At 56.0% G+C, this 19316-nt stretch carries 15 protein-coding genes; 8 read left to right on the top strand and 7 right to left on the bottom strand.

The window, feature by feature from the left end; all coding sequences use genetic code 11:
* The first annotated feature begins 158 nt into the window (after positions 1 to 158).
* The 4 genes from ACYQ15_RS05155 (at position 159) to ACYQ15_RS05170 (ending at position 7650) form a co-directional block, all read left to right on the top strand.
* Positions 159 to 1457: an EAL and HDOD domain-containing protein gene (locus ACYQ15_RS05155; protein WP_459936454.1), complete on the top strand. Its 1299-nt coding sequence runs from the start codon at positions 159 to 161 to the stop codon at positions 1455 to 1457.
* Between the two features lie 1070 nt (positions 1458 to 2527).
* Positions 2528 to 4735 (top strand): hypothetical protein, encoded by a 2208-nt coding sequence (locus tag ACYQ15_RS05160; RefSeq protein ID WP_459936455.1) that lies wholly within the window; start codon positions 2528 to 2530, stop codon positions 4733 to 4735.
* A 48-nt stretch (positions 4736 to 4783) separates the two neighbouring features.
* Complete coding sequence (locus ACYQ15_RS05165) at positions 4784 to 6820, top strand: hypothetical protein (RefSeq protein WP_459936456.1); 2037 nt, start codon at positions 4784 to 4786, stop codon at positions 6818 to 6820.
* Positions 6817 to 7650 carry a hypothetical protein gene (locus ACYQ15_RS05170; RefSeq protein WP_459936457.1) on the top strand — a complete coding sequence of 278 codons (834 nt, stop codon included), beginning with the start codon at positions 6817 to 6819 and terminating at the stop codon, positions 7648 to 7650. Before ACYQ15_RS05165 ends, ACYQ15_RS05170 begins: the two co-directional genes overlap by 4 nt.
* A gap of 143 nt (positions 7651 to 7793) precedes the next feature.
* On the opposite strand, the gene ACYQ15_RS05175 is transcribed toward ACYQ15_RS05170, so the two are convergent.
* Genes ACYQ15_RS05175 through ACYQ15_RS05185 form a run of 3 tightly spaced genes read right to left on the bottom strand, consistent with a single transcriptional unit; the run spans position 7794 to position 12005 of the window.
* Positions 7794 to 8417 (bottom strand): response regulator transcription factor, encoded by a 624-nt coding sequence (locus ACYQ15_RS05175; protein WP_459936458.1) that lies wholly within the window; start codon positions 8415 to 8417, stop codon positions 7794 to 7796.
* Between the two features lie 6 nt (positions 8418 to 8423).
* On the bottom strand, positions 8424 to 9806 hold the full coding sequence (locus ACYQ15_RS05180) for an HlyD family type I secretion periplasmic adaptor subunit (protein WP_459936459.1): 1383 nt from the start codon (positions 9804 to 9806) through the stop codon (positions 8424 to 8426).
* 15 nt (positions 9807 to 9821) lie between these two features.
* Positions 9822 to 12005 carry a type I secretion system permease/ATPase gene (locus ACYQ15_RS05185; RefSeq protein ID WP_459936460.1) on the bottom strand — a complete coding sequence of 728 codons (2184 nt, stop codon included), beginning with the start codon at positions 12003 to 12005 and terminating at the stop codon, positions 9822 to 9824.
* A 110-nt stretch (positions 12006 to 12115) separates the two neighbouring features.
* On the opposite strand from ACYQ15_RS05185, the gene ACYQ15_RS05190 reads away from it, so the two are divergent.
* Positions 12116 to 12445 (top strand): hypothetical protein, encoded by a 330-nt coding sequence (locus ACYQ15_RS05190; RefSeq protein ID WP_459936461.1) that lies wholly within the window; start codon positions 12116 to 12118, stop codon positions 12443 to 12445.
* 11 nt (positions 12446 to 12456) lie between these two features.
* Here ACYQ15_RS05190 and ACYQ15_RS05195 read toward each other — a convergent pair whose 3' ends face one another.
* From ACYQ15_RS05195 to ACYQ15_RS05210, 4 genes are all read right to left on the bottom strand, one after another.
* Positions 12457 to 14433 (bottom strand): bifunctional diguanylate cyclase/phosphodiesterase, encoded by a 1977-nt coding sequence (locus tag ACYQ15_RS05195; RefSeq protein WP_459936462.1) that lies wholly within the window; start codon positions 14431 to 14433, stop codon positions 12457 to 12459.
* A 15-nt stretch (positions 14434 to 14448) separates the two neighbouring features.
* Positions 14449 to 15117: a transglutaminase-like cysteine peptidase gene (locus ACYQ15_RS05200; protein WP_459936463.1), complete on the bottom strand. Its 669-nt coding sequence runs from the start codon at positions 15115 to 15117 to the stop codon at positions 14449 to 14451.
* Positions 15118 to 15357: 240 nt separating this feature from the next.
* Positions 15358 to 16698 (bottom strand): TolC family outer membrane protein, encoded by a 1341-nt coding sequence (locus ACYQ15_RS05205; RefSeq protein WP_459936464.1) that lies wholly within the window; start codon positions 16696 to 16698, stop codon positions 15358 to 15360.
* An 813-nt stretch (positions 16699 to 17511) separates the two neighbouring features.
* Positions 17512 to 17637 carry a hypothetical protein gene (locus tag ACYQ15_RS05210; protein ID WP_459936465.1) on the bottom strand — a complete coding sequence of 42 codons (126 nt, stop codon included), beginning with the start codon at positions 17635 to 17637 and terminating at the stop codon, positions 17512 to 17514.
* A 59-nt stretch (positions 17638 to 17696) separates the two neighbouring features.
* Between ACYQ15_RS05210 and ACYQ15_RS05215 the strand changes: the two genes are divergently transcribed.
* The 3 genes from ACYQ15_RS05215 (at position 17697) to ACYQ15_RS05225 (ending at position 19262) form a co-directional block, all read left to right on the top strand.
* Positions 17697 to 18446, top strand: coding sequence for a hypothetical protein (locus ACYQ15_RS05215; RefSeq protein ID WP_459936466.1), 750 nt, complete (start codon positions 17697 to 17699; stop codon positions 18444 to 18446).
* 62 nt (positions 18447 to 18508) lie between these two features.
* The gene (locus ACYQ15_RS05220; protein ID WP_459936467.1) at positions 18509 to 18841 is read left to right on the top strand and encodes an STAS domain-containing protein; all 333 of its coding nucleotides are present in this window, start codon (positions 18509 to 18511) and stop codon (positions 18839 to 18841) included.
* Entirely contained in the window at positions 18828 to 19262 is a 435-nt protein-coding gene (locus tag ACYQ15_RS05225; RefSeq protein ID WP_459936468.1) for an ATP-binding protein, read from the top strand. The genes ACYQ15_RS05220 and ACYQ15_RS05225 overlap by 14 nt, the downstream gene beginning before the upstream one ends.
* Positions 19263 to 19316: the final 54 nt, after the last annotated feature.

The following is a 19316-nucleotide window of genomic DNA, read 5'->3' on the forward strand; positions in this document are numbered from 1 at the left end:
CCTTCCACGCAACCGGGAAGATGGCCTAAGCCGGAATGCGCAGCCTGTTGACGCCGACCATCAAAATGGAACATGAGTGAATGCATCACACATCGTATGCCAGCACGGAGAATACAATTTCCGTGAAAGAGAAACATGAAGAGAATAAACCTGAAATCATGACCCAAAAAAAGCAGCTTGAAAATTGTCGAGGCAACCCGCTGGGGCAGGGTGGTGGGGAAAATGAAATTCCTGAACCCATTTATGTTGCCCGACAACCGGTCTTTGATCGGGACATGAACATCTGGGGCTATGAGTTGCTTTTCCGGCATAGCGCTCAGTGCTCCACGGCCCGAATCGACGACGCCGACGAAGCGACCTCACGAGTGATCGCGGACGGATTCGGTCTGGTTGAGGATCTTCTTGCCCCAACCCAGAAGATCCTGATCAACTACCCGGGCAGGATGCTGCTCCAGGGTGCGCCGCGGGCATTGCCGTCCGAAGTGGCCATTGTAGAGATTCTGGAAACGGTTCAGCCGACACCGGACATATTGAGCATCTGCAACCAGCTGAAGTCAGAGGGTTACGTTCTGGCCCTGGACGATTTTGTCGGCCAGTGTGGCTTCGAGGCCCTGCTCCAACTGGCTGATCTGGTCAAGGTCGATGTACTTAATCTGAATTACGGACAGATCAAAGATATTGTCGCCAATCTGCGACGGATCCAAAATTGCCGGCTGCTGGCCGAGAAAGTCGAAGACCTGGCCATGTTTGATCAATGTCGGGAGCTCGGATTCGATCTTTTCCAGGGGTATTTTTTCAGCCGACCGGAACTGGTCAGCGGCAAGAAACTCTCGGCCAACCAGATTTCCAAGCTGCAGTTGCTCAAGGAATTGAGTGCGCCGGATCTGGAACTGATGCAGATCGCCAAAATCGTCCAGCATGATGTGGCCTTGAGCTATCGACTGCTGCGCTACATCAATTCTCCAGGGGTAGGATTGCCGAACGAGATCACGTCAATTAATCAGGCCGTAAACCTCCTGGGACAACGCAAGGTGACTGCTTGGCTGCGGGTCTTGATCATGGCCGAAATGAAGACCACCCCCCTCTCCGGGGAGTTGCTTTTTCTTTCGTTGCAACGTGCAAAGTTGCTGGAGGCGTTGCGTGATGCCGGAGCGCCAGCCCGGCTCTCCAGCGAGGGCATGTTTCTTCTCGGTCTGTTTTCCTTTCTGGACGTCATTCTCGGTCTGCCCATGACCGAAATTTTGGCCAGACTGTCCTTGGAGCCTCACCTGAAGGCGGCACTGCTGAGACAGGATGCGGATCTGCAAGCATGGTTGGATCTGGCAGAGGCATGCGAACGCGGCAACTGGGACGAGGCTGAGACATTGCTGAAAGGGTTGAATCTCGAAGCCGAACATACCGCCAAGATCCTGAACGAATCCGCACAATGGGCCAAGCAATTCCTGGATGCTTCCTGAAACGACCGCCAATCCGGGTCTATTCCGAGAAATTATCAAGATGCTGTGATCAATTTCAACATCGACAGCAACGAGATGCTGTCCAAAATTGGAGCAGCACCATTGACTGCTTTCTTTCCAGACCTTCATACCCGAATTGCGCCGTAATCAAGAAATTGTTCAATGCCGGCAATCAAGACGTCAGTCGCGCTGAAACCGGCTTGTCATGAAGTGAAGAAGGATACATTTGCGCTCTGTTCCGTCACCGTCAGGCGATTTCTTTTCTGGATGAAAGGGGTGTTGCGAATTCTTCGCAACGCCCCTTTCTCATACTTTTGGTCCGAATCTATTGCTCATAAGCCAAACATGGCATTGCCCGCCCGCTGAACCTGTACCAAGGTACAATAGACAGGTTATCATGTTGATGTATCATCCAATAAAATTTTGGAAATAACCTCAACAAGACCCGGGCCTTTTACAAGAGGAGAGCACAATGGCTGCAGGAAGTGAAGCAATAGGCAAGGTGGTCATTCTGTATGGAACGGTCAAGGCAGTCGCGCCGGATGGAACTGAGCGCGTCCTTGGCCCCAACAGTATAGTCTATGCCAACGAACGGATCGTAACAGAAAGTGATGGCAGCGTGTCCATCATGCTGGACGGACCTCCGCCCATGCAGGTGGATCTCGGCAGAATGAGCGATGTGCTCCTGAACGAGGACGTTTATGCTGGAGTACCTGAAGCAGCCGAAGTTGCGGATCTCATTGCCGAGGCCGAACGAATCATGGAGGCCCTTGAATCGGATCAGGAGATTGAGATCGATGCCCCGGCGGCTGGCGGACCCGAAGGTGTCGGAGGTGGGCTGACTCTGGTCAGGTTCGACGTAGATGGCAATGAGGTTTTACCTACAAGTGGAGCCGAGACCACAGGATTTATCCCCCCGATCACAGATCCGTTGGAGGGGGTGATCCTCGAGGAAGATGGCTCAATAGTGCCCCCTGTCGAGCCAGACGATACACCACCTCCGCCCCCGCCCTTGACGGACGACGATACCGATGCACCGCCTCCGCCTCCTCCGGCGGACGATGATGACGATGATGACGCCGACGCTGACGCCGATGCAGACGCTGACGCGGATGCTGATGCGGACGCCGATGCGGACGCCGACGCCGATGCGGATGCCGATGCCGATGCCGACGCTGATGCCGACGCTGATGCCGATGCCGACGCTGATGCTGATGCCGATGCTGACGCAGACGCTGACGCTGATGCGGATGCCGACTCCGACGCAGACGCAGATGCGGATGCCGATGCCGACGCTGACGCGGATGCTGACGCCGACTCCGACGCAGACGCAGATGCGGATGCCGATGCTGACGCAGACGCTGATGCTGATGCCGACGCTGACGCGGATGCTGATGCCGACGCTGATGCGGACGCTGATGCTGACGCTGATGCTGACGCGGACGCCGATGCTGATGCCGACGCTGACGCCGATGCCGATGCTGACGCAGATGCAGATGCTGATGCTGATGCCGACGCTGACGCCGATGCCGACGCTGATGCTGACGCGGACGCTGATGCTGATGCCGATGCGGATGCTGACGCGGATGCTGATGCCGACGCTGACGCCGACGCGGATGCGGATGCCGATGCTGACGCTGACGCCGATGCTGACGCAGACGCTGACGCCGATGCTGACGCTGATGCTGACGCGGATGCTGATGCCGACGCTGATGCTGATGCCGATGCGGATGCTGACGCGGATGCTGATGCCGACGCTGACGCCGACGCGGATGCGGATGCCGATGCTGACGCTGACGCCGATGCTGACGCAGACGCTGACGCCGATGCTGACGCTGATGCTGACGCGGATGCTGATGCCGACGCTGACGCGGATGCTGATGCCGACGCTGATGCGGACGCTGATGCTGACGCGGACGCCGATGCCGACGCTGATGCTGACGCAGATGCTGATGCCGACGCTGACGCTGATGCTGACGCGGATGCCGATTCTGATGCGGATGCGGATAGTGACGCGGATGCTGACGCTGATGCCGATGCGGATGCCGATGCCGATGCTGACGCCGATGCGGATGCCGATGCTGACGCCGATGCCGACGCCGATGCGGATGCCGATGCTGACGCTGACGCCGATGCCGACGCAGACGCTGATGCCGACGCTGACGCCGATGCTGACGCCGATGCGGATGCCGATGCTGACGCCGATGCGGATGCCGATGCTGACGCCGATGCCGACGCCGATGCTGATGCCGATGCTGACGCTGATGCCGACGCCGATGCGGATGCCGATGCTGACGCTGACGCCGATGCCGACGCAGACGCTGATGCGGATGCCGATGCTGACGCTGACGCCGATGCGGATGCCGATGCTGACGCTGACGCCGATGCCGATGCTGACGCAGACGCAGATGCGGATGCCGATGCTGACGCTGATGCTGACGCGGATGCTGATGCCGACGCTGACGCGGATGCTGATGCCGACGCTGATGCGGACGCTGATGCGGACGCTGATGCTGACGCGGACGCCGATGCCGATGCTGACGCAGATGCAGATGCTGATGCTGATGCCGACGCTGACGCCGATGCCGACGCTGATGCTGACGCGGACGCTGATGCTGATGCCGACGCTGACGCTGATGCTGACGCGGATGCCGATTCTGATGCGGATGCGGATAGTGACGCGGATGCTGACGCTGATGCCGATGCGGACTCCGACGCGGACGCTGACAGTGATGCGGACGCTGATTCTGACGCGGATGCCGATTCTGATGCGGATGCGGATAGTGACGCGGATGCTGACTCTGATGCCGACGCGGACTCCGACGCGGACGCTGACAGTGATGCAGACGCTGATTCTGACGCAGATGCCGATTCTGATGCGGATGCGGATAGTGACGCGGATGCTGACTCTGATGCCGACGCGGACTCCGACGCGGACGCTGACAGTGATGCAGACGCTGATTCTGACGCAGATGCCGATTCTGATGCGGATGCGGATAGCGACGCTGATGCTGACTCTGATGCAGACGCCGACTCTGACGCCGACGCTGACAGTGATGCGGACGCTGATTCCGACGCGGACGCTGACAGTGATGCAGACGCTGATTCCGATGCAGATGCCGATAGTGACGCGGATGCCGATTCTGATGCGGATGCGGACTCCGACGCGGATGCTGACAGTGATGCAGACGCCGACTCCGACGCAGACGCTGACAGTGATGCGGACGCTGATTCTGACGCGGATGCGGATAGTGACGCTGATGCAGACTCTGATGTAGACGCCGACTCCGACGCAGACGCCGACTCCGACGCAGACGCTGACAGTGATGCGGACGCTGATTCTGACGCGGATGCGGATAGCGACGCTGATGCTGACTCTGATGCAGACTCTGATGCAGACGCCGACTCCGACGCAGACGCCGACTCCGACGCAGACGCCGACTCCGACGCAGACGCTGACAGTGATGCGGACGCTGATTCTGACGCGGATGCGGATAGTGACGCTGATGCTGACTCTGATGCAGACGCGGACTCCGACGCGGACGCCGACAGTGATGCAGACGCTGATTCTGACGCAGATGCCGATAGCGACGCTGATGCCGATTCTGATGCGGATGCGGATAGCGATGCTGATGCTGACTCTGATGCCGACGCCGACTCCGACGCGGACGCTGACAGTGATGCAGACGCTGATTCCGATGCGGATGCCGATAGTGACGCAGACGCGGACTCCGACGCGGACGCCGACAGTGATGCAGACGCTGATTCTGACGCAGATGCCGATAGCGACGCTGATGCCGATTCTGATGCGGATGCGGATAGCGATGCTGATGCTGACTCTGATGCCGACGCCGACTCCGACGCGGATGCCGATAGTGACGCAGACGCCGACGCGGACGCCGACAGTGATGCAGACGCTGATTCTGACGCAGATGCCGACGCTGATGCCGATTCTGATGCGGATGCGGATAGCGATGCTGATGCTGACTCTGATGCCGACGCCGACTCCGACGCGGATGCCGATAGTGACGCAGACGCGGACTCCGACGCGGACGCCGACAGTGATGCAGACGCTGATTCTGACGCAGATGCCGATAGCGACGCTGATGCCGATTCTGATGCGGATGCGGATAGCGATGCTGATGCTGACTCTGATGCCGACGCCGACTCCGACGCGGATGCCGATAGTGACGCAGACGCCGACGCGGACGCCGACAGTGATGCAGACGCTGATTCTGACGCAGATGCCGACGCTGATGCCGATTCTGATGCGGATGCGGATAGCGATGCTGATGCTGACTCTGATGCCGACGCCGACTCCGACGCGGATGCCGATAGTGACGCAGACGCGGACTCCGACGCGGACGCCGACAGTGATGCAGACGCTGATTCTGACGCAGATGCCGATAGCGACGCTGATGCCGATTCTGATGCGGATGCGGATAGCGATGCTGATGCTGACTCTGATGCCGACGCCGACTCCGACGCGGATGCCGATAGTGACGCAGACGCGGACTCCGACGCGGACGCCGACAGTGATGCAGACGCTGATTCTGACGCGGATGCCGATAGCGACGCTGATGCCGATTCTGATGCGGATGCCGACTCCGACGCGGACGCTGACAGTGATGCAGACGCCGACTCCGACGCGGACGCTGACAGTGATGCCGACGCTGATTCTGACGCGGATGCCGATAGCGACGCTGATGCCGATTCTGATGCGGATGCAGATAGTGACGCGGATGCTGACTCTGATGCCGACGCGGACTCCGACGCCGACGCCGACAGTGATGCAGACGCCGACTCCGACGCCGACGCTGACAGTGATGCGGACGCTGATTCTGACGCGGATGCCGATAGTGACGCAGATGCCGATTCTGACGCAGATGCCGATAGTGACGCGGACGCTGACTCTGATGCAGACGCGGACTCCGACGCGGACGCTGACAGTGATGCAGACGCTGATTCTGACGCAGATGCCGATAGCGACGCTGATGCCGATTCTGACGCGGATGCTGACTCTGATGCAGACGCGGACTCCGACGCCGACGCCGACAGTGATGCAGACGCCGACTCCGACGCCGACGCTGACAGTGATGCGGACGCTGATTCTGATGCGGATGCAGATAGCGACGCAGATGCCGATGCTGACGCAGACGCCGATGCTGACGCAGACGCTGATGCGGACGCTGACGCTGATGCGGACGCTGACGCTGATGCGGACGCTGACGCTGATTCTGATGCAGATGCGGATAGTGACGCGGACGATGACGGTGGCGATAAATATCCGGAGATTTCTTATACTGCGATTGCCTTTAGTGACGGCACCGTTAAGAAGTTCGAAAATCCCTTGGATGGGGTGACCCTTGAAAACCAGTCAGCGATTGAGGATTTCGCCAATTCACAAGGGGATTGGGTAGGTATCTACGTCAAGGGTGGCAATCCTGCTGCTGGGGGATTCACATCGACCGTGATGTATTTCGGTGCTGGCGAGAATATCGATTGGCCGACCAATAATGGTGGACAGGTGGTAGACGGCGAGTGGAATTGGAAGGACGGGTTTGATCCGAATCCTGAGGATGACGAGAATAATGTCGGTGAAGAGACTGATGACGATGCAGACACCGATTCGGATGTAGATGCCGATAGCGACGCGGATGCTGACAGTGATGCAGACGCTGATAATGACGCCGACGCCGACACCGACTCCGACGCAGACGCGGATTCAGACACAGATGCCGACGCCGATGCAGACGCGGACACTGATATGGATGCCGACGCCGATGCTGATGCCGACGCGGATGCAGATGCCGACGCGGATGCTGACAGTGACGCCGACGCTGATTCTGATGCGGACGCGGATTCCGATGCAGATACTGATACGGATGCTGATGACGACACGGATGCCGACGCTGACGCTGATACCGACGCGGATACCGACGCGGATGCTGATGCTGATAGCGATGCAGACTCTGACGCAGACGCAGACTCTGACGCAGATGCTGACTCTGATACAGACACTGACACAGACTCAGATGCGGATGCTGATGCGGATAGCGACGCGGATGCCGATTCTGATGCGGACTCTGACGAAGATAACACAAATGATGATTACGATGACTATGACGATGACGATGCAGTTATTGAAGATGATGGACTCTCGAACTTGCTGGGAGATGAAGTTCTCGATTAATCGACCAACAACCTGACAAACAGGAACGGCCGCGAGGGGGATGCACCCTTCGCGGCCGTTGTTTTATCGACAAATCCGATATTGCCTTTCAGATTAAATTAGTAACTACTCAGCAATGATTACAAAAATAACAGTTTGACAACCTACTCTTGTCCCCGATTGACGAGCAGCGCCAGTCCAAGACGGTTGCCGGTTTTGGTTTTGCCATAAATGGAGGTCAGGTGAGCCTTGATGGTCCGTTCCGTGATCTTCAGTTCCTCTGCGATTTTTGCGTTATTCATTCCCTGGGCGACCATCAGCGCCACCTTCTGTTCCATGCCGGTCATTCCTGCCAGGGCAGCCCCGGAATCCGAGGGGGACTGCGTCGATACAGTCTTGGCCATGTTCAGGATCAACCTCTGGATGATTTGTTGACCCAGCCAGACTCCGCCGTCGGCAATAACGCGCACTGCCTCCTTCAGTCGGTCAGGTGAGATATAGGTGTTTGCATATCCTGAGATGCCGGCTTTGAGGAAGACGATGCCCTCGCTGTCCTTGGGATGATCCGACAGAAGGAGGAATCGGGTTCCTGGAAACGTTTTATAAAGTTCCGAAAACGATTGCTGATCGAGAAGAGGGCGGTGCAGGAGAGCCAGGTCGAACGCGCTTGCGGCCAGGCAGCGTCGAACATCTTTCAGGGTTGTCGCCTGCTCGGTCTGGTATGGTGAAAGCACGTCATGCCATCGCCTGATCACCGCCGGATTCGTGCTGCAAAACAGAATTTTCATATGGAATCACCTCTCTCTGAATGCCGTGTGCTTGGCCCGGAATATGGGCTTCAACAGGTATGACAAGATCGTCTTTTTGCCAGTGAGAATGTCCGCTGTGACCACCATGCCCGGAATGATCGGTAAAGGGTTCTCCTCGGTTCCAAGGTGGTTGCGTTCCGTGCGCAATTGCACGGGATAATAGCTGTTTCCATGTTCATCGGTGATGCTGTCCGCGCCGATGTGTTCAAGCTTGGCCACCAGTCCGCCAAAGATGGTGAAGTCGTAAGCCGTGAACTTGATCATGGCCTGTTGTTCCGGCCTCAAGAAGGCGATGTCCGCGGGTCTGATCCTGGCTTCGATAAGGAGCGTGCCTTCAGCCGGAACGATCTCAATCAAGTTCATGCCCGGTTGGATGACCCCTCCCAGAGTGCTGACTAGGACGCGGTTTACGATGCCGTTGACAGGTGATCGAACCAGGGTCCGGTCCAGGCGGTCCCTCAGGGCAAAGGCCGCGGCCGTCTCTTCCCCCAGCAGTGACTGCACTTCGCTCAATTCAACCTTGGCCTTGTTGACGAAGTTCAGCCTGATCTCTTGGATGGCTGCCGTACTTTCCTCAATCCTGGAGCGGGCCCTGGGGATGGACTGTCTGATGACCTCGATCTCCCCGCGCATTTCGCTGGCCCTGCGCTCGCTTTGGAGGAGTTCCATTTCCGAAACCGCGCCTCTGGCCACTAGAGGCCTGAGCAGGGCGATCTCGTTCTCGAACAATTGCGCGGTCTTGCTCAGTTCATCCAGCTTGACCTGGAGTTCGCGCAACTCGCTCCGGCGCTGGTTGAGCTGCTCCTGCCTGATGTTCACCGCAAGGCGCAACTCGTTCTGACGGGAGTCATAGAGTTGTCTTTCGCTCTCGCCGATTTCCCGCGCCTCTTCCATCACTGCCGGAGGAACGGTGAAGGGCGAGCCGGTAGACTCTGCCTGAAGGCGGGCCGCCCTAGCGAGGTTGGCCAGGTATCTGGCGCGGCTCTGCTGAAACGATGATGAAAATCTGGTCTCGTCGATGCGCAGGAGCAACTGGCCACTCTCGACCCTGTCCCCGGCCCTGACCAGAATTTCTGAAACGATTCCACCCTCCAGGTTCTGGATGACCTGGATCTGGCCGGAGGGAATGACTCTGCCCTCGCCTCGGGTGACCTCTTCGATCTCCGACACTGACGCCCAATAAATGCCGACAATCAAGAGAAGCAAGACCAGCCAAACGATGGCCCTGGCGCCCCGAGGAGATTGCGCCAGCAGGGTCGCCCGGATGTCCGTGGTAAAATCCACGTCCTCCGGATCAATTCGGTAGAACAATTCCTTTTGTTTCGGCTTTTTCTTGGGTGCCGGGTCAATCTGTGGTCCTTCTTTCAATTATCCCTCCTCCAGCTACATGTTCAGCTGGCCTTTCTTCATAGCTTCCAAAACCGAGGCTTTCGGTCCGTCCGCAACGATGATTCCGTTGTCGATAACCACCAGGCGGTCCACCATGTCCAGCAGGGATGCCCGATGGGTGATCAGGATCAGCGTTTTGTCCCGGATCAGCTCCACCAGCTTCTTTCGGAGAAGGACTTCAGTCCGGTTGTCCATGTTGCTCGAAGGCTCGTCCAGAACCAGCACAGGCGGATCCAGCAGCAGGGCACGGGCCATGGCAATGCACTGGCGCTGGCCGCCGGAGAGTCCTCGACCCTGTTCTCCAATGTCCTTGTCGTATCCCTGGGGGTGCTTTCTGACAAAATCATCCACGCCCGCGTCTTTTGCTGCCTGGAGAACGGTCTGGTCGTCTATGCCAAAGGTTCCTATGGTGATGTTGCTGCGCACAGTGCCGCGGAAAAGTTGGATGTCCTGGGGCACGTAGCCGATAAACCGGCGCAGTTCCGTGGGATCGATCTGACGGATATCCGTTCCGTCAACTGTCACCATGCCGTTTTGCGGCTCGTAAAGGCCAAGTATGATTTTGCCCAGGGTGGTCTTGCCTGAGCCGATGGGCCCGATGATGCCCACCTTCTCACCCGCGCCCACCTCGAGCGAGATGTTGTTCAAAACATTTGTCGTCTGGTCCGGGTAGGAAAAGGTCAGGTTTTTGATCCCGATGGTGCCCTCGACACGGGGCCGATGCAGGAAGACCTTGCCGGAAGGTCTTTCCGTGGGCAGGCGCATGATCTCGTTGAGGCTCTTCAGAGCCTCCTTGGCTCGCTGGAAGCGCGTGACCAGTCTGACGACATTGCCCATGGGCGCCAGAGTATGCCGGGAAAGAATGACCAGCGCGATCAGGCCGCCCTGAGACAATTCACCCGCGGAAATTTTGTACACGCCGCCCACAACAACCCCGACCACCACCATACTCTGCCAAAAGAAAGCCGCATCGTTCACCGAGTTCGCCAGGGCTCTGGAGCGGGAGCTCCATTTTCCAATGTATCCAACCGCCTCCTCCCAGGCTCGCTGGACCTGGCTTTCCGCGCCCATGGTCTTAATTGTTTCCAGCCCCGAGATGCCCTCAATAAGAATAGAGTTCTTTTGGGAGGAAGCCTTGAAGGTCTTACTCACGGCATTGCGCAGAGGGCGCTGGATAAGCAAGGCATGCAGCGTCAAAATGAGTATCGCGACCAGGAAAATGATCACGATGTTGCCGCCGATGTACCAGACCACGAACAGGCCCAGCATCATGAAGGGCAGATCGATCACCGAGGTGATGGAAACAGAGGTTGCGAAGTCACGGATGTTGTCAAACTCTTGTATCTTCTTGGAAAAGGAACCGACCGAATTGGGTCGAACCTCCATCTTCAGATCCATGACCTTCTGGAGCAGGAGAGAGGATATTTTCAGGTCCATCTTCCTGCCCCCCTGGTCGATAAAGTAGATGCGCAGCCCCCGCATCAGCATGGAAAAGAGGCAGACTATGGAAATTCCGATGGCCAGGACCCATAGGGTTTCCATGGCGAAATTGGGAATGACCCGGTCATAGACCTGGAGAACGAAGAACGGGGTCATCAGGCCAAATACGTTGATCAAGAACGAAGCCGTCAGAACGTCCCGATGGAGGCGCCAGTGCTGAAAAAAAGTTCCCCAGAACCAACTCGACCCAACCCCGGGGCTGATTTCTTCCACTGATTTCTTTTCAAGATGATATTTCGGCCGGGCGAAGATGGCGTATCCCGTGTAGAGCTTTTCCAGTTCGGCTCTGGTGACGGTTTTTTCGCCAGTGCCCGATTCCGGCAGAAGAATATCGAATGTCTGGCCGTCGGGAGAAATTCCGACCAGGACACAGGCCTGTTGTTCCTGGAGAAGAAGGATTGTCGGAAGATGCAGCGGGGTGATTTTTTTAAGGGATTTCCTTACCACCCGTGAAGACAGGTCGGCTCGGGCCGCGGCCCTGGAAAAGAGCTCCACTGTCAAACGGTTCTTGACCAGAGGCAGCCCGGAGACCAGACCGGTCCTGGCTGTAGGCAAACCGTGGAGCTTGGTCAGCTGGATCAGGCAGTCCAGAAGCGGGTCGTCCTGGGTTTCCATGTCTCCCGCGGTGAGATCCCATCCTTCCGGAATGGTCGGATCCATTGTTTCAGATACGCTCATGCATCGATTTCCTGCACAGGGCAGCCTATGCCCCCCTGTTTTTTTTTGTAAGTTGGTGTTATCATTTCCATCAGATGCAAAACACTACACTTCCATCCGGAGAGACAGTCATGTTATACGTGGAACGCGACGCAAACGGCATAATCACTGCGATACACAACGCTCCCAAACCCAACGTCGATGAAGCAAAACATGCCGTCGACGATGAACTGCTGGAGTTTCTGCACAGATCCACCAGCGATGATACACGGAAGCTTCTGTTGTCATTATCGGACATGGGGATGATCCGGTTGGTGGAAGACCTGATTGATCTGCTGATCAGCAAGAACATCATCCTCTATACCGAGCTGCCCGAATTAGCGCGGGAAAAGATCAGAAAACGCAAATTGTTGAGAGAAACAACCAGCACACAAACCTTGACCGTGGAGGATATCCTCTAGCTTGCCAAGGTTCACGACCTACCTACCATATCCCGAATCGGTTTCGGCCGCGCCACGAGATATCCCTGAATCGCATCCACGTTCAGTTCCTTGAGGACCTGAACCTGTTGCTCTGTCTCCACGCCTTCGGCAATGACCTTCACATCAATGCTGTGCGCAACACTGCATAGCGATGCGATGTAGAACCGACTGTCATTATCCCTTTCCTTGAGTTCCCCGGTATAGGCCCGGTCTATCTTCACGTATTCCGGCCGCATGGATTTGAGATAACCAAGATTGGAAAAGCTCTGCCCGTAGTGGTCAAGGCCCGTGGCATGACCACTGTCGCGGGCAATGCGGCTGAACTCCTTTACCAGGTCCAGGTTCTGGACAGCGCTGTATTCTGAAAATTCAAAGATGAGGCGAGGAGCTGACCGAGGCAGGTTTTTAAGGGCCGGCGTGATCCATTCCCTGAAGTTTCCATCCTGAAGCGAGGCGGGCGATACGTTTACGGCGACGCTCTCCGTTGGAAGCAAGGCGCGATCCAGCTTCATCACCTCTTCGATGGCGATGCGATCGATGGATGAGACAAGGCTCAGCCGCTCGGCCAGGGACATGAAGACACTGGCGCTGAGGAGTTTGTCGCCTTCAAGGACGATTCGGGAAAACACCTCCAGATGCAGCAGCGTGTTCCAGTCGGACATTGTCACCACCGGCTGGGCGTCGTGGCTGAACTTGCGCTCCACCAGGGACTGTTCGAGTACCTCTTTCCATTTCTGCTGACCAAGAGGCATGATGTCCGAATCCTCGGTGATGTCGCGCACGTTCCATCCGTTGGGTCCTGACTGCCGGGCCATGGAAAGGGCCAGATCAGCTTCGGAGAGCATGCGGCTCAAGGAAACGGATGCGGTAGACGTTGCCGCCCCCAGATACGCGATGTTGTCCGTGATCGAGATTTCTTCGGTTGAAAGACGCGCCAGATCAGCGACAATGTGTTTGGCTATGGTTTCGGCGTCAAAGGCGGGGGCGTCGGCAAGAAAAATGCCGAAGTCGCCGCCGTTGAGGCGGGCGAGGACGCAACCGGCATACTGACCCATGGTCTGCTGAAGCAGTTCAGAAACGCGTCGCAGGAAATCGTCTCCGGCCTGGAACCCCTTGTCTTTGTTCAGCTTGTCCAGGTCATTGACCTTGACCAGCAGCAAGATTCCTTTCGTGGTGCTGTCCCGGCGATCTAGGCGCGACGTGACCTGGGATTCAAAGTAGCGCCGGTTGCCCAGGCCGGTGACCGGATCGGTATAGGCACGCTCCCGAAGGCTTTCCGCCTGCGCCACCTGCTCCTCGAACATCTCCTTGACCTTGTAGGTCATACGGTTCATGGCCTCGACAACCCTCCTGAACTCCTTTGTCCAGGGGATGTTCTCCTGAATTTCATACTCTTTCCGGCAGATGGCGTCCGCCTGCCGCTCCACCAGTTCCAGTGGCCTGAGCAGCATTCGCAATCCGAATCCCCCTACAAGAAGCACGACAACTCCGCAGGCCAGAAACAAGAGCGTGGTCCTGACCACGCTCTGCCAAAGCGTATGGTATGCATAGCCCGGGTGGCTCTTCACAAAAATAAAGCCCGCCTGATGCCAGCCGGCCATGACTTGAGCGTCGGCCTCGGGTGTTTCCAGGTCGATCCATCTGATAAACCAGGGAGGAACGCTCTCTATTGTCACGTCCATGACGCGCTCCGTGAGTACTTCGCCATGGACGTCCGTAAGCCGGACGACCATATAGTACCCGTGATCAAAGACAGCGTTGATCATGCTTTCAATAATCACGAAGTTTCTATCGATCATGTGCTGAGTCACGGAAAGCGCGAGGGACGTCGCCGTGTCCTGCGCGTGAGACTCCAGCTGGTCAAGCAGAAAGGCCCTGGTCGTTCCCAGTTTGGCGAACCATATCCCGGAAAACAGGACGAGGAACAAGGCAAAGGTAAAGATGATGATTTGGCGGAAAAGAGTCATTGTTTTTCCTTCTAGTTACAGCCCGTCCATTGGCATTCTTGACTGTAGTTCCTGCCATGGCCTCAGCCGTTCGCTGCGACCGGGGAGGCTGCCCTGCGCCCTCTGCCTGGCAGACCAGAGTCCGCTTCCGTTGAAACCAAATACCGGAAGGAGGTCGGGCCGTTTCGATGCTGGAAGGATGGCATCAATATAATTGTCCAGGATCAATGGCTCGGCCTCCGGTGTACTGTAGTATGCGAGAACCATGTGGGCGATTCCGAACTGCAAGGCCTTGACGTACATGATATTCAGCTTTTCCTCTTTTACGCCCATGGCCTTCAAGGTAAAATACTTGGCGATGGCAAAATCTTCGCAATCCCCAGCGTTTCTGCTCAGGAACTCGAAGGGGGTGGCCCAATAGTCCTCCACGCCCCAGAGTTCCATGTCGGTGACATACATGATTCGCGTGTTGAAGAACTGGTTGACCTTTTCCAGTTTTTCCAGGTCCGACTTGGTTCTGTCCGTGTTGCGGATCATATCTTCCCACTCCAGCAGACGGGTCACAGCACCTTCCCCGTACCGGGTCGCTGCTTGATTCAAGATTTCCCGATTGATCCGGAAATTTTCGTCGGCAAAAGCGCTGGGGCAAACCGCCGCGGCGATCAAGATCGCAAACAGCCAAGTACGGTAATTTCGTCGCTTCATGACATCCACAAACATTCAGACGGGATTGTTTCAGCAATAAGCGCAAATAAGGCGGACCAACACAAGACATGTGACCTGTTGGTGCCGGCATGTTGATCCGCCACCTGCTTCAAATGCGGTGGAGCGATAATGCATCCTCCATGGTTTGCTGCAGATGAAGTCCTCTTCCGAACCTCAATGCGCTCAAGAACTTAAGAATGTCGATGTCCGGGGCAGGGGAGAGTCTCCGGTTATGTCGTTCTATCCATCATCGGAAACACGACCTTCCTTGGGCCATTCCAGACCCAGTGAGGGCACAAGCCGGCCTAGGCTGTTCAGAATCCTGTATTCGGTGTAGAGCAGTTCATATTGTGCCCGGACCAGTTCGGCCTTGGAGTTGATCGCCTCGGCCTGCGTGTCCAAAAGGTCAAACATGGTGCGCCGGCCAATGGTCCACTGCGTGGAAAAGGCGTCCGCCGTGGCCTGGGCCGCTTCGGCATATTCCTGCAGGAAGGCGACGCGTTCCTTGGCGGCCTGGTTGGCTTCCCAGGAAAGTCGAATTGACTGGGTGGTTTCGCGTTGGGAGTTCGCCAGGATTTCGTTTGCTTCCTTGACAAGGTTAATGGTTTCCTGGGTTCGTCCGTAATCGCGACCGCCGCTGAAAAAATTGAAGCTGACCGTTCCGGCCACAGCCCAAAAGTCGCGTCTGCCGTCGACAGGAAATACGTCCTTGTTCCAGTTGTAATCCGCGGAGAGGTCAAAACGAGGATACTGCAGACGCTGAGCTACCTTGCGCTGATTTTCCCTGGCTTCCACGTCCGCCATAGCGGATTTGATGATGGGGTGGTCTTCCAGGGCTGCAATTTCGGCTTCAAGTAATGTCGGGGGAAAGGAAATGTCCAATGGGGCGACAAATTCGAGATCACCAGGGAAGATGCCCACTACGGCCTGAAAGTCCGTCATTGCATCATTCAGATTTGCCTGCGTTGCAACAATATTGGATCGCGCCAAAGCCAGGCGGCCGACGACCTGATCCATTTCAGCCCGAGTATCCAGGCCGGATTCCATCCTCAGGTTCACCTGGTCGGCTATGCGTTCGTGATTGAGGAGATTTTCCTTGGCAAGTTCGTGCAACTGGATGTTGCGCAACACATTCAAGTAGACCCTGGACGTCAAAAGGGCCAGATTTTCTGACGTACCCTGCACGATATGTGTTTGCGATTCCACACGGGCTTTCTGACGGTTCACTTCAGCAAGATCGGCTCCGCCACGAAATACATTCTGGCGCAGGCCAATGGTTTGTTGTTGGGGCCGGGTGACATCGTCAGAGATATCAGGACGCACCTGCTTCTGATACCCCCAGGTAGCCGAACCGTCCAAGGTCGGAAAGTAATTCGCCCGCGCCTGCACAACTTCCCAATCTCTGGCGATTCTTCCATAAGAGGCAGCCTTTATTTCAGGATGGGTTTGAAGAACATGCTGGATCGCGCTCTTCAATGTAACCACCTGCCCTTCTCCCTCAAGCGACTCGGACCACGCCGTGCCGACAATCAAAAAAGCTCCAGCAAGACACAGAAAGACCGCAACAAAATGTTTCCGCATAAAAATCATTCCTCCGCATAGCCAAAAACTGGTTTCAATTCACTGGATACATATATCGCCAGGGGTTGGCACGACTCAGCGCGGGGCAAAAAAGAACCCTCAGTTGCCGGCCATGACTTCAAAACAAAGGGCGGACATTATGCCCCCGATTTTGTATGTGAATACGCTTGGATCTAAAGAAACGGGTGAATGTTTCGGAAGAGAAAACACTTGAACGTTGGTCATGGATTGAGAATACGTCAACGTTCAAATAAAGGTATCATGGACAAGGAAGGTCATATCAAATCCAACGGTATGAGGGAAAAAAAGTGAGCCAAGACCTGAGACAATCCCCTTCAGTGACAATATGTTTAGTTATGAACTGTAGCGAATGCAATAGGGATTAAAAAAAATAATGCGTGGTGCAACAACATTTTCATAATGCATTAAGTGTTTTGCATCGCGGCTCGGGATTGACGACACTGGAGTGCAAACATGGGACCGGCTGGCTTGCAAGGTGGGACATACACGATTTGTAACTACTCAGCTCATCCGAAAAAAATCGGACTGGATACCGGCCTTCTCCGGCATGACTTATCTTGGAAAGGATGTAGTATGATACGTCATTCCGGCGAAATCCGGAATCCAGCTCTGACGAGTGACCACAGAGTATGTGCTGAATAGTTCCCGCGATTATTCATTTTTCTCCGTTTGTCCCTTGCCTCAGGACACCAAAAATGGGCCACGCTGCTGGGTTTGTGCGGAACGATAGATTGTCAATACACCACATCGTGTTCAGCACTGCTCTGGAGGAGGGACCAAGCTCCTGGAGGTTCATCTCCAGGACCGCAACCTGGCGCCTTCCCGGACCAATCGACCGGCGAGAGTCGCCTGGAGAATCTGGGCCGGGTATCTGGACATTTTACGGTCTGCTTCATAGAGAAGTACTGTGTATTTCATGAATGGGCCGAATACGGACATGATCACCTGACAAGACAACCCGAGCCATGGAGTGAGCAATGAGAAAGACAATGTGCTTGATCGTAATGATGTTTTTATTGACTGTGGCAACGCAGTCATGGGCGGATGACTACCTGAAAATCCGGCATGTGAACGAGGCCTATGAGGTCATGGGCCAGAAGCAGCCTGCCACGGAGGAAATCGTTGAGACATGGTTGAGCGGCAACAAGGCGCGGATGAACTCCGGTACAAGTTCGTCGGTGATCATGCGTGGGGACAAGCAGGTCATGTACATGCTGGATCACGACAAGAGAACCTATGCCGAGATCCCCTTGGATCTTTCCAAGGCCATGTCCGGCATCATGGGCGAGCATGGGGGCGATCAGCAGATGGCCCAGATGATGGCGGAAATGATGGGGGCGATGATGAAGATCAACGCCAGCGTCAGGGATACCGGCGTTACCAAGACCGTCAACGACTGGAACTGCCGGGTCTATGAATTGAACATGAAGATGCCCATGGGCAATACCGTCTCCGAGATCTGCGCCACCGAGGACATCGATGTGGACATGAGCGTGTATCACAAGATCGGACATGCCATGATGGCCGGACAGCAGGGCTTTGACGATCTGATCAGGGAAATGGAGAAGATCAAGGGCGTCTCGGTGCTGACTGTCAGCAGGGCCACGGTCATGGGCGCAACCATCGTTTCCAGGGAAGAACTACTGGAGCATAAAAAAATGCCCCCCCCTGCCGGAAGCTTCGATATACCGGAAGGCTATACCAGGCAGGACTTCATGGGAATGTAGAAGAACAGGCCTTTGGTTGGCCTGTTGCCGGAGTATCATTCATCTTTGGGAGGAAAGGATTCATGGATTTTGAGAGCAAGAATGTTGACAAGGCTGTAACCATCAAGGCAACCGGACGCATGGATGCCGTGACCGCGCCGACTTTCGAGCAGGAATGCATGCGCTGGGTGGAAAAAGGCAATGTGGATTTGATCGTGGATTTTTCCGGCCTGGAATACATCAGCAGCGCTGGGTTGCGGGTCATCCTGGGCGTTGGCAAGAAGCTCAAGGCCCAGGGCGGTTCATTGTCCTTTGGCGGGATGAGCGCCATGGTCAAGGAGGTTTTTGATATTTCCGGTTTTGCCTCCATCTTTCCGGTGCATGATTCCGTGGAGGCGGCGCTTGCAGCAAAATAATCCTCCGGAATCGCATCGCCTTTCCTTGCCGGCGGATTTTTCCTCACTGGACAGGTTCCAGGAATTTCTCCAGGAATGCGCAGATTCGGCGGGATTGCCACCCGCCGTGTCTTTGAAGATTTCCATGGTCCTGGAAGAGGTGCTCTTGAATATATTCAAGAATGCCTATCCGCCGGATCACCAGGGGGGCGTGGAACTGGCGTGTGGAATCCAGGGAAATGGGCAGGGATTCCTGGTGCGTTTCACTGATCAGGGACAGGCTTTTGATCCGCTTTCCATGCCCCCTCCAGACGTGACCCTGGATATGGATGACCGCCAGGAGGGAGGGTTGGGGATTCTGCTGATGAAAAAAATGAGCCGGTCCCAGCATTATCGGCGAGAGGGGGATTCCAACATTCTCGAACTTGTCTTTGATGCGTAGTCCGTTTCTTTTTCATCCCGGAAAGAAAGGGCGATCCGCAGGATCGCCCTTTTT

The organism is Desulfonatronum parangueonense, from assembly GCF_054656975.1.

Coding starts and splice junctions, on each gene's coding strand:
- ACYQ15_RS05210 (WP_459936465.1), bottom strand. CDS start 17,637: ATGAAATACACAGTACTTCTCTATGAAGCAGACCGTAAAATGTCCAGA.
- ACYQ15_RS05165 (WP_459936456.1), top strand. CDS start 4,784: ATGCGGACGCTGATTCTGACGCGGATGCGGATAGCGACGCTGATGCTG.
- ACYQ15_RS05190 (WP_459936461.1), top strand. CDS start 12,116: ATGTTATACGTGGAACGCGACGCAAACGGCATAATCACTGCGATACAC.
- ACYQ15_RS05205 (WP_459936464.1), bottom strand. CDS start 16,698: ATGCGGAAACATTTTGTTGCGGTCTTTCTGTGTCTTGCTGGAGCTTTT.
- ACYQ15_RS05160 (WP_459936455.1), top strand. CDS start 2,528: ATGATGACGCCGACGCTGACGCCGATGCAGACGCTGACGCGGATGCTG.
- ACYQ15_RS05220 (WP_459936467.1), top strand. CDS start 18,509: ATGGATTTTGAGAGCAAGAATGTTGACAAGGCTGTAACCATCAAGGCA.
- ACYQ15_RS05215 (WP_459936466.1), top strand. CDS start 17,697: ATGAGAAAGACAATGTGCTTGATCGTAATGATGTTTTTATTGACTGTG.
- ACYQ15_RS05200 (WP_459936463.1), bottom strand. CDS start 15,117: ATGAAGCGACGAAATTACCGTACTTGGCTGTTTGCGATCTTGATCGCC.
- ACYQ15_RS05185 (WP_459936460.1), bottom strand. CDS start 12,005: ATGAGCGTATCTGAAACAATGGATCCGACCATTCCGGAAGGATGGGAT.
- ACYQ15_RS05195 (WP_459936462.1), bottom strand. CDS start 14,433: ATGACTCTTTTCCGCCAAATCATCATCTTTACCTTTGCCTTGTTCCTC.
- ACYQ15_RS05155 (WP_459936454.1), top strand. CDS start 159: ATGACCCAAAAAAAGCAGCTTGAAAATTGTCGAGGCAACCCGCTGGGG.
- ACYQ15_RS05175 (WP_459936458.1), bottom strand. CDS start 8,417: ATGAAAATTCTGTTTTGCAGCACGAATCCGGCGGTGATCAGGCGATGG.